Genomic DNA, 17,020 nt, shown 5'->3' on the forward strand with positions numbered 1-17,020 from the left:
AAACAAAAGCCCTGCTGTCATTCACTGAGTGGAATAACGGCGTCATGGATTACTTGCTCTAAACGTTTTTTGTGAGTAGCTGTTTCCTCTGTGCTCCACCCTAGCTTTTTAGCCATATAAGCAATAACTGGCTCCTTCCAATCTCTAACCCCTTGTATATGAAAATAAAGTTCTCCTGTACGACGAACAAAGAAGTCCTCTGGAGTCATTGCCATCTCTTCTTCTATCGCATACATAAGGGGGCCAAAAACCTGTGCAGGCAATCCCGCTTCCGCTCTTTCTGCCTCACATTCGCTTATTCGTGAGAAAATCTGAGATACATTTGACCCATAGCGAGCAACTAACTGCTCTGCTTCCCACTCAGATAGACCGATTGAGACGCCTTCTTTTATCTTTTCCGTCTTGAATAACTCAAACTTGTCAGCTCCGCCTACGTCGCCGCCAGATAAACGAATTTTATCGGTTGTACAACATGGATAATTGCCTTGCCCGTCTGTTTTGAATTGCTCCACTAGTAGATCAACAATTCTCTCAGCCATTTTGCGATACCCAGTCAGCTTCCCGCCTGCAATTGTTAATAGACCTGATTCAGACAGAAAAATCTCGTCCTTACGCGAAAGCTCTGACGGGGATTTGCCATCCTCGTGTATCAATGGGCGTAAGCCTGCCCAACTGGATTCTACATCTGCTCCTGTTAGTTTAAGCGATGGGAACATAAAATTAGCCGCACGAAGAATGTAGTCACGATCCTCTACAGTCATTTTGGGATTAGCAATGTCTCCCTGATAGTTCGTATCCGTTGTTCCTACGTAGGTCTTATTATCTCGGGGAATGGCAAACACCATGCGGCCATCAGGTGTGTCAAAATAAATCGCTTGGTTTAATGGAAATCTTTTTTTGTCTATGACAAGATGAACACCCTTTGTGATATGCAATCTCTTCCCTTTTTTCGAGCCGTCAATTTCTCGAATGGTATCTACCCATGGACCCGCCGCATTAATGATTTTCTTAGCACGAATCGTAATTTTCTCACCACTGAACTGATCAATAGCCATCACTCCATATACCCTGCCATTCTCATACAACAAGTCCTCTGCTTTCATATAATTGATAGCTGTTGCTCCCCGTCGCACCGCTTCCTTCATTACTTCCATCGTAAGGCGAGCATCATCTGTCCGGTATTCTACGTAATAACCTCCACCTTTTAGCTTTTCCTTGGCTAGTAGCGGCTCTTTGGCCAGCGTCTGTTCCTTGTTGAGCATGATACGGCGCTCACTTTTCTTGACCCCTGCTAATGCGTCATAAACTCGTAAGCCGATTGATGTAGCAAATTTACCATATGTTCCCCCTTCTATCATGGGAAGCAGCATCCATTCTGGCGTGGTGACATGGGGCGCATTTTCATACACGATTGCTCGTTCTCGTCCTACCTCGGCAACCAGCTTCAATTCCAGTTGTTTTAAATAACGCAAGCCTCCATGAACGAGCTTTGTCGAACGACTAGAGGTCCCAGCAGCAAAATCCTGCATTTCAATCAAAACAGTATTGATCCCACGTACTTGTGCATCCAGTGCTATTCCAGCTCCCGTGATTCCGCCCCCGATCACCAGCAGATCATATTCCTGTGCCTGTATATCACGCAATATTTGTCTCTTAGATAAGCTTGAAAATGGCTTTGTCATCTCATTCACTCTCCTGTGCATAATAACGAACGTATTTTTTCGTCAGGTGAATAAAAAAAGACCACAACAAGATCCTTCTTATTTAAAAGGACCTGCTGTGGTCTACTCCAATTCTCCGACCGATATTAACTTGTTTCATTTGATAATAAAAGTATAGCGTAGATTGCTACCTGCTTCAACCGATAGACGGTACTTGGAAGCCCATTGTTGCTTCTACTGCTTTTTTCCATCCACGATATAATTTCCTTCTCTCCTCTTCCCCCATCTGTACCTCAAAGCGCTGATCAATCTGCCAAACAGAGGCAATCTCCTCACGACTTTCCCAGAATCCAACAGCTAGACCAGCTAGATAAGCCGCTCCTAATGCTGTCGTTTCGCTATTAGTAGGTCGCTCTACTGGAACGCCAAGGATATCGCTTTGGAATTGCATCAAGAAATTATTTCTCACGGCCCCACCGTCTACACGCAAGGCTTTTAAAATAATCCCTGAATCCGCCTCCATGGCAGAAAGGACATCTTTTGTTTGATACGCAAGCGATTCAAGAATGGCCCGGATAAAATGCTCCTTTTCTGTCCCGCGCGTCAATCCAAATACAGCTCCTCGCACGTCACTCTTCCAATATGGTGTACCTAGTCCAACAAAGGCTGGAACCATATATACCCCTTCAGTCGATTCTACTCGTTGTGCATATTGCTCACTCTCAGCCGCTGACTTTAACATCCGAAGCCCGTCACGCAGCCATTGGATAGCCGAGCCGGCAACAAAAATACTGCCCTCTAGCGCATACTCGACTTTACCATCGATGCCCCATGCGAGGGTCGTTAGTAGTCCACTTTCCGATTTAACTGCCTTGTCTCCTGTGTTCATAAGCATGAAGCAACCTGTTCCATAGGTGTTTTTTGCCATCCCCATCTCGTAGCATGCCTGCCCAAATAAAGCTGCCTGCTGATCTCCCGCCGCACCAGCAATAGGTACCTGTTCGCCAAAGAAATGATACGACGCTGTAAGCGCATACACTTCTGATGATGGTCGAACCTCAGGTAGCATGCACTTAGGAATATCGAGCATGGCTAATAACTCAGCATCCCATTGTTGCTCATAGATATTATATAGAAGTGTTCGGGAAGCGTTCGAATAATCAGTCACATGACTCTCCCCACCTGATAGGCGCCAAATCAGCCATGTATCAATGGTTCCAAACAGCAAGTCACCCTTCTCTGCCTTCTCACGGGCTCCTTCTACATGATCCAAAATCCATTTTAATTTCGTCCCTGAGAAGTAAGCATCGATCACTAAGCCTGTTTTATCCCGTACTAAATCTGAATAGCCCTGGGCCTTTAACTCTTCGCATATCTCGGATGTTTGACGGGATTGCCAAACAATCGCATTATATACTGGCTTGCCTGTATGCTTATCCCAAACAATCGTAGTTTCACGTTGATTCGTGATTCCAATAGCCGCTACTTCCTTCGGGCTAATATTGGAGGTGGATAGAACCTCTGCAATGACAGCTAAAATAGAACCCCAGATTTCAAAGCCATTATGCTCTACCCATCCTGGCTGTGGAAAATGCTGCGGAAATTCTCGCTGTGCCATGGCAACAATCTGTCCTTGCTTATTAAACAGAATGGCACGTGAGCTAGATGTGCCTTGATCTAATGACAAAATATATTTTTTCTCCATATGAAACTCATCCCTCTTCCCTGTTATTGAAGTATTTTTTCTCTAGTCTAATCTAGTCTAAGCAAGAAATACGATTTTATAGAACAGCGCTGCCAATACTCCCCCTATAATGGGTCCGACAACCGGAATCCAAGCATAACTCCAGTTGGATGTTCCTTTCCCAGCAATCGGTAACAGAAAGTGGGCCAAACGTGGTCCTAAATCTCTTGCCGGGTTAATGGCATACCCTGTCGTGCCACCAAGGGATACCCCGATGCTAATGATTAAAAGTCCTACGACAAACGGATTTAATCCATCTACAAATTTATTCGCTCCAATCGCAAGAATACCAAAGACTAAAATAAAAGTACCTATGATTTCACTTAAAAGGTTCCCTAGCGTATTTGGAATGGCTGGATCAGTTGCAAAAACAGCCAGTTTCGCACCCTTGTCCTCTGTTTGCTTCCAGTGAGGCAGATAGTGCAGCCAAACAATCACGGCTCCTAAGAAGGCTCCGATCATTTGTGCCACGATATACAACGGTACGTCCGCCCATGCAAATCTGTCAATGGTGGCCAACGCAATCGTAAGGGCTGGATTCAGATGGGCACCACTTATTCCCCCAACAGCATACGCTCCCATCGTAACTGCCAACCCCCAGCCAATCGTGATGACAATCCATCCTGAATGCTGAGCTTTTGATTTATGGAGGACAACCCCTCCTACGACACCGCCCCCCAAAATAATTAAAAGCATAGTCCCAACTAATTCACCTACAAATGGCGACATTCTCTGTATCCCCCTTTATGCTTGACAGACAACAAAAAAACCCACAGGAAACAATCCCTATTATACGATAGGGAAGCCTCTGTGGGTCTCCGATTCTCCGTCACCTGATTAACTTTATAACTCATTTAAGCAAACAAAAGATAATTCTGTCAACAATGAATTATCAGGAAATCGGAAAAGTTTTATTTATTCCCATAATGGTGCCAAATCTCTTTTCGCGATGTTGTTACCGCAACAGCCCCACCACTAAAGGCACACTCAGCATCCTCCACAGTTCTGATTAACCCACCCGCAAGCACAGGAATTTTCACACGCTCATATACTTCGGCAATAATATGCGGCATAATGCCAGGTAATACCTCGATATAATCAGGCTGTGTCTGTTCCAAAAGACGGTAGCTTGTTTCAAGCGCTGTAGTGTCCAGCAAAAATAATCGTTGGATTGCTAGAACTTTATTTTTCTTGGCGGTTAATACGGCACTCTTGCGCGTGGAAATCACACCGGCTGGTCGAATTTCCTGACATAAAAATTCAGTTGCATATTCATCATTTCGTAAGCCATGGATAAGATCAACATGTACAAGCATTTTTTTATTATGCTTTTTCGACATCTGAACGATATGCTTTAATTGCCCCACATGGCTATCCAACAATACTAAATATTCAAAACGACTTTTAAGCAGTGCCTCGAAATCCTTCATCTGCCGAACTGCCGGCAACACTTTCTGATGTAAAAAATCCATGTAAACACTTCACATCCTGTATCAAAAACTATCATGCATCATTGTAACAGGATTTTTCGATGATGCAACACTGGATTCACAGCACAACGCTTTCTCATTGCCTTTTACCGATTTAGCGATAAAAATCGTGTCTACATATGTACCATCAGGATATTTGACTTCTGCGATCTTCCTTCCTTCTTCTACAAACCCAAAGCTCTTGAGTAAACGAAGGGATCTTTCATTATGTGCAAATGCTTCACCCGAAAGCTTTTCAATTACAGGATGTGCCTCTGCCCACTCTAGCATGACTTCAAAAAAAAGACCGCCAATTCTTTGCCCCCGCCACTCTTCTTTAATTGTTAAAGCAATCATGCCTACATGCTGTACTCTCTTCGTTTCTCTTGGCGTGACGGTCATAATTCCTATTAAATCCTTCTCACATTCTGCGATAAAGGCCACTTTGTTAGGATCATTCCAGAAGGTATCAATACCAGCGGCGACTTGCTCATCATTTGCGATAAATTCCTCTCCAGAGGTGAGCATAAAGGGATTGTCATGAAAGACTCGCTCGTAATGCTTGCGAATCCTCGAAGCATCCTTTGCTGTCGGTGAACGAAATGAAATAATACGATCCGTTTTGCTTTGTTTCAACACAGGTACGATCTGAGCCATAGCTATCTATCCTTTCTTTTCATCTGGTGTAACATATATTGAATCAGTGTAGCGTTCCTTGGTAGAAAATCCCCATTGAACATACTGTAATGCATGCCTGCACCTTGATATTCTCTATATGCCCCTTTTGTAAATTTTCCCCACATTTGCAAATCAGCAGGCTGTGCAATATTGGCCTCATCTGGCTCTGCCTGTACAAAGTGAATGTCCGCATGTACATGACCTACATGAGCCAACAGAAGGAAGTAAGCAACATAAGCCCTCGTTTTCTTGAGAACCCGCTCTTTGACAACCTCATCACCATGACTAAAGTCTAAGATTTCTCTGATATTCTCTAGTTGCAGGAAGCGCTCGATCTCGTCCTCTTGCTCCTTGGGAGTCATTTTCATCTGTTCTGTTTTCATATAGGTGTCAAACATGATGATATCGGATACAGTGTGCCCCTTCTCTTCCATTGCTTTTGCCACTTCGAATGCAAGATTTCCACCTGCTGAATAACCTAGGAAAATGTACGGTCCTTCTGGCTCCGCATCCAAAATCTGTTGGACATATAGCTCGATGCGATTTTCCTGTTCTATATATTCGAATCCATAAAACGTAGCTTCCTGAGCTAGTAATTCCGCAATTCGTTTATAGATAAAGATGAAACCATTTATGGGAGGAAAACAAATCACTTTGAGATCACCGGCTCGATTTAATAGCGTCATATGATGGTTACTCTCCTCCATATAGACAGCAAAGGCCCGTTCTGCCATATATTCAATCGTTGGATTTTCATACAGTAATTTTAAGGGAATCTCAACGTTTAATTCTTGCGCCACCTGATTAATCATCTTGAGCATTTTTAGCGAATATCCGCCTAGCTCGAAGAAATTGCCCTTAATTCCGATCGGCTTAATTTCCAGAACATCCTCCCAGATGCTAACCAAGCTAGCTTCAAGAGACGTTCTGGGTGCTACATACTCTTGCTTGATGCGCAGGCTGTTCTCTGGCTTAGGCAGAGCTTTTCGATCGATTTTCCCATTAGGAGTTAGCGGCATTTTTTCTATCTGTATAAAATACGTAGGAAGCATATAGTCAGGCAAAGAAACAGATAACGCTTTTCGTACATCTATGTCATCTATGTCTTCTGTAGCCACCAAATAGGCGCATAGCTCATTGATTCCATCCTTGTTCTGTCTAGCTACTACTACTGCTTCCTGCACAAAGCCAAGTAACAGTAGTTGCCCTTCAATCTCGCCCAATTCAATGCGATGCCCTCTAATTTTCACCTGATGATCCAGTCGTCCCCTATATTCAAGGGTGCCGTCTGCCAGCCATCTAGCCAGGTCGCCTGTCTTATACATGCGTTCCCCCGTTATATAAGGATTTTCGATAAAGCGCTCCTGCGTCAGCTCCCATCTGTTCAGATATCCTCTGGCAACGCCTGCGCCTGATACATACATTTCGCCTGGTACCCCGATTGGCAGCAGCTTTCTATCCTGATCCAAGACATAGATGGACAGAGTCGGAATCGGTTGGCCTATGTTGCTTGCATGCTGATGAAAATCCTCCTCGGTCAGCTCACGGAAAGTAGCATGGACTGTGATTTCAGTAATGCCATACATATTGATTAGTTTGGTCTGAGGATATTTTGCTTGCCATGGCTGTAGCTGTCTTGGCGTTAAGGCTTCCCCACCAAAAATGACGTACCTCAGATGTAATTTCTGATCAGCGGATTTTAGCTCTTCATTGATGAGTTGATAAAAAGCGGTGGGTGTTTGATTAAGTATCGTTACTTGCTCACGCTGTAATACTTGTAAAAAGACCTTGGTATCTTGAGCCACCAGCTTAGGAACCACTACCAGCTTTGCTCCAAACAGCAGGGCTCCAAAAATTTCCCATACCGAAAAATCAAAGCTAAAGGAATGAAATAACGTCCAGACATCTTGATGGGTGAAGGAAAATAACGGAGTGTCTGGAACGAATAAACGCACGACATGTCTGTGTTCAATCATGACACCCTTGGGATGACCAGTCGTCCCTGATGTATAGATGATGTACGCTAGGGCTTGTGGGGAAATCTCAATAGACAGGTTTTCACTAGCATACGTTTGAAGGGTTTCATCATGGAAAGGAAGGATTGTTCTCTCCGGATAGGTGGAAGCCATTGCTTTGTGTCTGTCGGTAAGCAGAAGCTTCGCCCCGCTATCTTCTAGCATATAAGTAATTCGATCCTGTGGATAAATCGGGTCAATAGGAAGGTAGACTGCTCCCGCTTTTAAAATGCCAAGTATACCCACAATCATTTCTAGGGAACGTTCAACCATGATCCCGACGATATCGGTAGGCTGAACCTGGCGATCTAACAATGCTCTCGCTACCTGATTAGCACGTCTATTCAATTCCTCGTATGTCATACGCTGTTCATCACATACCAAGGCTTCTCGTGCCGAATGCCTCTTGACCTGCTCCTCGAATAGCTGAACGATTGTTTTGTCCTGCGGAAAACCGGACTGCGTTTGATTAAAACCGAAGACGAGCTGGTGCTTTTCCTGCTCAGACAAGAATTTGATCTCCTGACTGGATTGTTTCGGATTAGACAGAGCCTGCTGAAGTAACCGTAGCATATGCTGAACAATTCGCTGAATGGTCCCCTCCAGATAGCATTCTGAATCGTAATACAGCTCTAATTCCAGACTGTCTCCCCTATCCCGAAATAAAAAGAGCATGTTAGTCTGTATGGTATCAATCTCTTTCACGTCATGAACGCTATCAAGTAGAACGACCGTCTGCATATTCAACTGAGAAGAATCGTCTATCTCTGGATGTAGCATCCGTACGATTTCTGCAAAAGAAAGATTGGGATGCTGGTCTGCCTCCATGACTGTTTGTTTGATTTTTCCTGCCCATTCAGCAAAGCTGTCCTTCTTCGTCCCAACGGTTCGCAGAGCTAGAAGATGGTTGGCTGTCTCCTCCCTGCTTTTCAGATGAAAAGGTGGCATGCCAACTAGAATATCCTCACTGCCTGTATAATGGCTAAGCAACAGCTTCACACCGCTCACAAGTAAAACATACATTCCAAACGGTGATCCATTGCTGGTCGCTCTCACTTTTTCAGACAGGTCGGCAGGGAAAATCGCTTTATAGACACATCTAGTATTCTCCTTGCCTGTTCTGATCAAATCCTCCAAAAATCCACTCGCGACTACATTTCCTTGTAATTTGTCTAGCCAGTATTGCTGTTCCTCTTGCCATTTTCCAGTCGTCATTGTACCTGATTGACTCAATGTGTCGCGCATCCTTTTTCTCTCCTTATCTGATCGGGTAGGGAGAGAGGTATCCCTCCCTTTTATATCAGAGAAAAATCTTAGCTATTAAAATGTAAACGTAAAGTCCTCCGTTATGGCACTCTCCATTTTTTTCGTGCGAAGGAAGGGAATCTCATGTATGAGCATGTCCTTGTTCGCTGTAACCATCCGAAGAAGCTCCACGTAGTTCTGTCCCATCTGCTCAATGGTGTCTCGTTTAAATAACGCTGTTCGGTACTCGAAGGTAAAATGAAACACGTCTCCTTGCTCTATCGCCTGCAAAGTAAGATCGAATTTTGCTGTTTGATGAGTATACGGATAGGGTGTTAGCGTTAGTTCACCTACTTGGTCAGTTTGCCTATCTGTATTTTGAAGGACAAATACTGCATCAAAAAGAGGATTGCGGTTAGGAGTTCGCTCAATCTTTACCTTTTCGATTAGCTCCTCAAATTGATAGTCTTCGTTTTCAAAAGCCGCTAATGAAGTCATTTTGACCTCATCTACATAAGCTGCAAACGATTTACTCCCCGCCGGATGCATTCGTAGTACCAATGTATTAACAAACATTCCAATGATCCGTTGAAGATCGTCATCTCTCCTGCCCGCAATCGGTGATCCTATCAAGATTTCTTGCTGACCACTATATTGAGCGAGTAATAAGCTGTACGTCGAAAGTAGCAGCATAAAGGGTGTTGTTTTTGTTTCCTCTGCTACTTGGTGCACAAGACGAGATGTTTTTTGATCAAGGGGAATCAATACTTGATCACCTTCAAATGTGAGAGCTTCAGGACGCTTGTAATCAAGCGGAAGCTGTAGAACAGGAAGCTCTCCTGCTAGCTGCTGGAGCCAATATTCTTCCTGCTTCAAATAGGAGGAGGTTCGTTTCCAAGCCTGCTGCCATACAGCGTAATCCTTATATTGTAGGTGTAGTGCAGGTAGCTCTTCTCCTTGATACAGCCGTACAAATTCAGCCGTAAAGGTAGCCATGGAAACGGCATCTGAAATAATGTGATGAATGTCCACAAGTAAAAGGTGACGATCTGTCGCAAGCAAAATGAGAGCAACTCGAAGTAATGGCGGTGTCTCTAGATCAAACGGCTGAATAAATGCTTGAATCAGTGACTGGATATCCTGCTCTGTTGTGTTGTTATTTCTTAGATCTTCATATTGGATCGTAAAATCCGTCCTATCATGTACCCGTTGCATCGGTGCCCCGTGTACCATTTCAAAGGAGGTTCGCAATGTAGCATGCCTTTGAATCAAATGCTGCAAAGCCATTTCCATGCGATCGCGATCGACAGCTCCCTTCAACATCATTACAGCCGGAATATTGTAGCTTCGGGTAGCCTTGTCTAATTGATGAAGCAGGAACAATCTTTTTTGTGCAGAGGAAAGCGGATAATATTCGCTTTTTGGTGCAGGCTGAATCCTCATCTGCACGCTTTTCTCCATTTCAGGAAGAAGTTTTGCCAACGATGCTACTGTGGGATTTTGGAAGACTTTTTCAATTGGCAATAGAACATGCCACTCCTTATGGACCTTTGCGACCAGCATCATTACTTTTAAAGAATGCCCGCCCAATTCAAAAAAATCATCATAGATACTAATCGGACTGATTCCTAGTAGGTCCTGCCATATGATTGCCAATCTAGCTTCCAGCTCATTGCGTGGAGCCACATATTCTTGCCTGAGAAGCTCATTTCTGTCAGGAATGGATAATGATTTTCGATCAATCTTGCCATTAGGTGTAAGAGGAATTTGATCGAGCTGGCACATATGTGTAGGGATCATATATCCTGGTAAAAAAGCCGCTAGCTCCTCTTGTACCCTAGCAAACGACAATGCTTCATCCGAGACGAGATAAGCGCATAGCTCATGCTCTCCCTGAGAGTTTGTCCACACAAAAACCACGACTTCTCTGACATATTCAAGCTTCCTGATTTTCGCCTCTATCTCCCCTGTTTCGATACGATATCCGCGTACCTTTACCTGGTGGTCCAGACGCCCTAAAAACTCTACATTTCCATCTGGCAGCCATCTAGCTTTATCTCCGGTCTTATACATCATTTCACCAGGGGCATACGGGTTTGGGACAAATTTTTGCAGAGTTAATTCCTGCTGCTTGTAATAGCCACGCGCTACACCAACCCCTCCTATGCACAATTCCCCAGCAATTCCTACGGGCAATAGTTGATTCTGTTGATTGACAATATAGTAGCTGGTATTTTGTAACGGCTTTCCAATGGGGACCTGACTTTTTCCATGTAACCAATCCGCTTCCTCTTCAAAATAGCTGGATTCAATACTTGCCTCCGTTACTCCGTAGGTATTTAGAATACGTATGGTTGATCCAAATTTCTGTAATAAATAAGTGAAATCATTCATCGACACAGTGTCTGCTCCAAGCAGGATTAGCTTCAGATCGGGAAGCTCCAAGCCCTCCTCTGCAACATATCGCATAATGGGTACAAATAGAGCTGGTGTTGTATCAACCAAGCTGATTTGATGCTTGCACATGAATTCATATAAAGCGGGGGGATGAATCCGAATGTCTTCTGGACAAATAATGAGCTGACCGCCTGTAAGAAGCGCCTTTGCCATATCCCCAGCAAATACATCAAAGGAAAAGCTAGCCATTTGCAACAAACGACAAGGAGATTGCTTCAGATCGTATTCCTGCATCCAGGCATAGGTCGCATTTACGTAGCCTCGGTGTTCAATCATTACACCTTTAGGATTTCCGGTTGAGCCTGAGGTGTAAATCAGATAGGCCATATTATCGGGCTTAGTCACAGCAACTACATTAGAGCTATCTGGGTGGTAATTCGATTCATCCTCGACATACACGATTTCTTTCGTAAATGCTTCCTTCTCTAGCTGAATATGCGCCTCTGTCGCTCTCGTTGTCAGTAAAATCATGGAATCGCTATCCCTGAGCAGGTAGTAAATTCGCTCGCTAGGATAACTAGGATCAATTGGCACATAAGCTCCACCTGCTTTTAAAACGGCAAGCACGCTAACGAACATTTCAAGAGAACGATCCATGAGAATACCCACAATAGCCTCTGCCATCACGCCTTTTTCCCGCAACGTTCTCGCCAATTGATTCGCTTTCTTGTTTAAGTCCCGATAGCTTATTGTTTGATCCTTCCACACGATGGCACATTCATTAGGTGTAGCTACCACCTGCTCCTCGAACAACTGCGTAAATGTTTTATCCTTTGGAAACGTCACTCTTGCATCATTGAAGCGTTCTAGCAGTTCCCGTTTTTCTTTTGGCGAAGTTAATTCTAGCTGATCTATCGGTTGATCTACGTTCTCAACAATCCCCTGCAACAGCGTAAGAAAATGCTCCATCAAACGTTTTACGTACTTTTTGGCATAGCGTTCTCTATTGTAAATAAAGTGGAACTGCAAGCCATCCTCTGGAGTGACCTTTACGGTAAAGTCATAGTGTGTCTGTTCAAAATAAGCATGCAAATCCATTGTGTACCCTAGGGATTGGGTCGTTTGAGCGAGCCCCGCTACATCCAATGGGTAGTTCTGAAAAATAAACAGATGGTCAATTAGCCCTTGCTTAACTGGGCTTTGTGCTTGGATATCTGAGAAGGAACAATATTCATAGGCCTTAGCTTCAACAGCCTGCTCACTGACTATTTTCAACAGCTTCAAAAACGTACTCTGCTCATCCCAGCTTACCCTGATAGGATTGGTGTTGATGAATAAACCAATGATCTGTTCTACACCTTCCACCTCAGACGGTCTTCCAGAAACTGTCCTTCCGAATACAACATCTCGCTTGTCATTATATTTACCTAACAGAATACCCCATGCCGTTTGCAGGATAGCCCCTATCGTAGAGTGATATTCCCGGGCGATACGTTGTAGCTGTGATGTGAGTGTTTTTTCGATGTACATGATCGTCTCAGCTTGCTCGTACCCTATACTCTTCTGTCTGTGATCAATTCTTGGCTCTATATCCTTTTCTTCCTTTTTCCAGCCTGTAACCATCATGTTCGGGAGAGGGGTAGGGTCTTCATATCCGTGAAGATACTGGCTCCAGAAACGAAGCGATTCCTCCTGATCCTGCTGTTCAATCCATCTCATATAGGTAGAAAACGGTACAGTCTCTTCGAAGTCCATCGGGGAGTTGTGGAGTACAGCACGGTAATGCTCCATCCATTCCTGTAGCATAATCTGCAAGCTCCACCCATCGAGTTGAATGTGATGGGTACTCACCAGAATATGATAAGAGTTGGCAGATAACGTAACCACAGCTAAGCGCATCACATCTTGTGTAAGATCAAAACCACGTTCACGATCAGCCGTCCGCAGGTTTTGTAAATAGTGACGTTGTTCTGGCTCGTCTAAGTGAGTTACATCTGCCTGCAACACTGGAATATCTCGATTTTTCAGAACACATTGCACAGGAACTTCTCTTTTCGTATCACGATAAATCGTACGAAGAGCATCGTGGCGCTCCACTACACACTGTAGGCTAGTTGCTAGCAAATCAACGTCTACCCGCCCTTTTAGTACCAGCTCCAATTGAATAAAAAAGGAGGAGGGCTGATTCATCGAGCTGTGAGCATACATCCATTCTTGAGATGGTGTTAAGGGATAGGCCTGTTCCATGCTCCCCATTGGAATATCCTCTTCTATTTGTTTTTGCAATAAAGAAAGCTCCTCTACTGGAAACGAGACTAAGGAAGCTGAAGCTTTTGACAGTCGAGGCTCTAGCTTTTGTTCCAATAAGGAAATTTCTCGTACCGCATCCGATAGAATAGGGAATTGAAACAGGCGCTTCATTTCTAAGGACATGCCCTTGGCACGAAGACGAGACATCACTTGTATGGCCTTAATAGAGTCTCCGCCCAGATAGAAAAAATGATCCCTCGCTCCTACTCTCTCCACTCGTAGCACATCTTCCCATATCGTTGCCAATAGCCTTTCTCTTTCATTTTTTGGCTCCATATAAACCTCATCTGTGCCAAGTGTGTCTGTACCTCGCTTAGGTAATGGAAGACTTTTGCGATCAACCTTGCCATTTGGTGTTAACGGTATCTTCTGAAGAGGGATGAAATAAGCAGGGATCATATAAGTCGGTAATACATTTGCTAATTCCTCTCTCAACGCCCCAATCCGATACTCTCGCTCCGCCACAATATACGCACACAGCTCTTGTACTCCCGGCTCATTCTCAACCGCGACCACTACTGCTTCTTTTAATCCGTCGATTTTGACTAGCTGCGCTTCTATTTCCTCCGGCTCGATACGATATCCCCGGATTTTCACCTGATGATCAATGCGTCCTAGATACTCCAATTGTCCATTGGGCATCCACCTAGCATAATCTCCTGTCTTGTACATCAGTTCACCTTTATTTGTAAAGGGATTCGCGACAAAACGACTTGCCGTCATCTCTGGTAGATTGAGATACCCTCTTGCCAAACCTACACCAGACACACATAGTTCGCCTGTCACTCCCACCGGCTGTTGCTCACCATGCGGACCAACGATATAAATTTGAACATTATCGACAGGCCGACCTATCGGGACAAATGGCATGCTAGCTGTATCACAGTCATAGTAGGTTACTTGAATGGTCGTCTCTGTAGGACCATATAAATTATGGAGGGAAATGCCATACGGTTGCAGAATGTCATGGAATTTGGCAACATGCTGGGCCTTGAGCGCTTCCCCGCTAGCAAATATCCGCCGGAGATTTTTGACCTGCTCTGCTATCCCTGTCTCCGTAAGATAGGTAAGGAAAATATGAAGCATAGAGGGGACAAAATGTATGATTGTTATGTGATGCTCTTGGATGGTCTGAATAATCATCGCTGGGTCTTTTTCTGCTCCAGGCTGTAACAAACAGACCTTGGCCCCTACAAAAGACCAGCCAAATAATTCATACACGGAGACATCAAATGTGTACGGTGTTTTTTGTAAAATCGTATCTTGCTCCGTAAGCGGATACCTTCTCTGCGACCAATCATTGCGACTGACAACAGATCGGTGTTCGATCATGACCCCTTTTGGGTTTCCCGTCGAGCCAGATGTGTAGATGATATACGCAAGATGATCTGCTTTTGCCAGTGGTTCTAGGTTTGCCCTGTCCTCATCTGCATAAAGCTCGGATTGTATGACGAGCTCCTCCCCCTCAAATGGGAAATACCCAGCAAAAGAAGGATGCACAAGCAATAAAGACGCCCCACTATCCTGTAGCATATACTGAATTCGTTCTGCCGGAAATTCAGGATCGATGGGTAAATAGGCCCCGCCTGCTTTCATAATGGCAAAAATACCGATTAGCATTTCTGGGGATCGTTCCGTAATGATGGCAACAGCCTGATCGGGTCCTACTCCTTTTTTTCTTAGTCTTCTTGCCAGACGGTTTGCCTGCTCATTTACTTCACGATAAGTGAGGTGCTTCTTCTCAAAAATCACTGCTATATGCTCAGGGGTCCTTTCAACCTGCTCCTCAAACAATTGATGCACCGTTTTGTCCAAGGGAAACGCATTTGTCGTGTCATGAAAGGATAGAAGTAGCTGTCTTTCCTGCTCGGATAGAAGCTGTAGTTCACCGATCTTTTTGCTAGGCTCTTTTACACCATCCTGTAACAGAAGCAAAAGCTGCTCTGCCACCCTTATTATTTCTGACTTATCAAACATTTCGATTTGATAATCCAAGGTAAGCATGATCTGTCCACTGTCCAGATTCTCTTTTACGTGTACATACAACGGGTAGCCAGCATGACCATTAAAGAGCCATTCCATGCTATATGTAAGCTGTCCCCTTTCTCCCCATTTCATCGGCTGATACTCCAATACAATCGTAAAAAGCTCATCCATTCCTCGATGCTTCGTCCGTAATTCTTGCATGAGTAAATTATAAGGATACTTCTGATGGCGTAGGATAGAGACCTGTTTCTGAGTAATATGGCGGACATAGGCGGCAAAATCTAGCTGAGCATTCACCTGTGTGCGAAACGGCTGAGTGCTTACGAGCATGCCAAACATGTTAGCATCCGTGCGGTTCGTCCGATTACCATAAAGCGTACCAAGTGTACTATCATCTGACAGGGTCACTTTCTGGACGTAAATGGAAAGGACAGCCAGGAATAAGGCATTCACGCTGACCTGATATTTTTTACAAAAGGAATGAACCGATGCTTGAAGCTCCTCTGGAATAGAAACAGATTCTCTCTTTGCCAAGGTACTCAACTGATAGGTAGGTACTTGTTTGATTCCATTTACGTCCGGGAGACTGGAGAAAGCCTCCTGCCAAAAGCTCTTATCCTTCTGGAAGCGAACAGATGACTCATAGTCCCTTTCACTGTCCAAATAAGTGAGATAGGAGGGTTGTCCTTTCAGCTCGATTGCCTTTCCTGCAAGCAAGTGAACATAGTTATCCATAAACTGATTGCAAAACATATCAATCGACACACCATCGGCAATCAAATGGTGGAATCGGCAATACACCCACATTTGCTCATCATCAATCAAATGAATGGAAATATCGTACAAGTCAGAGTGGAACAACTCCATAGGGGTCTTTGCCTGATTTTCGGCCCATTCTACTACTTTATTGATCATTGACTTTGCTTCACACTCTTGTATGATCGATACATCGTCTTCAAGCTTAGCATGCGCTACCCTTTTGCTGTGATCCCTGACAGGAAACTGCCGCTCCTGATAATCTACTAGATATTGCCGTGGTTCTGCTTGTCCTTCATCTGTTAAACGGATTCGAAGGGCATCATGGGCATAAATAGCTGCGTTTATCGCCTGACATAGCTTTGAATAATCAGACTGCCCTGTGATTTTTATAAAACCTGCCATGATGTTAACCGCCGTGTCAGGATGCATCATTTCCGTATACCAAATTCTCTTTTGGGGATTCGATAGCGCATAGGTTTTTTGCATCAGCTTTCTCCCTTTTTTGGTTTATTCACAAACAAACATTTATTCCCAGTAGAATTATAACAAAATTAGGAAAAGATGTTCCACGAAAATATTTTTTACAGTGGGGCGGGGGAGTAGAGAATTTGATAAATGAAGGATAGGGATATGGATACAAGTAAAAACCCGAGCAACGGACATATGGTCTATCCGTTACTCGGGTCATGTTTTTAGCGAAACTGTAATACATGTTCTTTTGAGAGTTTCTCTATTGTTGGCAAATCGGCTGGCGCC

The 17,020-nt window shown here is 44.1% G+C and carries 7 protein-coding genes; all 7 read right to left on the reverse strand.

The window, feature by feature from the left end:
• Positions 1–17: 17 nt before the first annotated feature.
• A complete protein-coding gene (locus GOP56_RS10595; RefSeq protein WP_121472719.1) occupies positions 18–1,682 on the reverse strand; it encodes a glycerol-3-phosphate dehydrogenase/oxidase in 1,665 nt (554 codons plus the stop codon).
• A gap of 175 nt (positions 1,683–1,857) precedes the next feature.
• On the reverse strand, positions 1,858–3,366 hold the full coding sequence (gene glpK, locus GOP56_RS10600) for a glycerol kinase GlpK (protein ID WP_163245544.1): 1,509 nt from the start codon (positions 3,364–3,366) through the stop codon (positions 1,858–1,860).
• Positions 3,367–3,423: 57 nt separating this feature from the next.
• Entirely contained in the window at positions 3,424–4,134 is a 711-nt protein-coding gene (locus GOP56_RS10605; RefSeq protein ID WP_163245545.1) for an MIP/aquaporin family protein, read from the reverse strand.
• 182 nt (positions 4,135–4,316) lie between these two features.
• Positions 4,317–4,877, reverse strand: a complete 561-nt coding sequence (locus GOP56_RS10610; protein ID WP_163245546.1) for a glycerol-3-phosphate responsive antiterminator — start codon at positions 4,875–4,877, stop codon at positions 4,317–4,319.
• Between the two features lie 21 nt (positions 4,878–4,898).
• The gene (locus GOP56_RS10615; RefSeq protein WP_003339843.1) at positions 4,899–5,531 is read right to left on the reverse strand and encodes a GNAT family N-acetyltransferase; all 633 of its coding nucleotides are present in this window, start codon (positions 5,529–5,531) and stop codon (positions 4,899–4,901) included.
• A 2-nt stretch (positions 5,532–5,533) separates the two neighbouring features.
• Positions 5,534–8,812 carry a non-ribosomal peptide synthetase gene (locus GOP56_RS10620; protein WP_163245547.1) on the reverse strand — a complete coding sequence of 1,093 codons (3,279 nt, stop codon included), beginning with the start codon at positions 8,810–8,812 and terminating at the stop codon, positions 5,534–5,536.
• A gap of 75 nt (positions 8,813–8,887) precedes the next feature.
• Positions 8,888–16,750: an amino acid adenylation domain-containing protein gene (locus tag GOP56_RS10625; RefSeq protein WP_163245548.1), complete on the reverse strand. Its 7,863-nt coding sequence runs from the start codon at positions 16,748–16,750 to the stop codon at positions 8,888–8,890.
• Positions 16,751–17,020 lie beyond the last annotated feature (270 nt).

The organism is Brevibacillus sp. 7WMA2 (assembly GCF_010748895.1).
GTDB lineage: Bacteria > Bacillota > Bacilli > Brevibacillales > Brevibacillaceae > Brevibacillus_B > Brevibacillus_B halotolerans.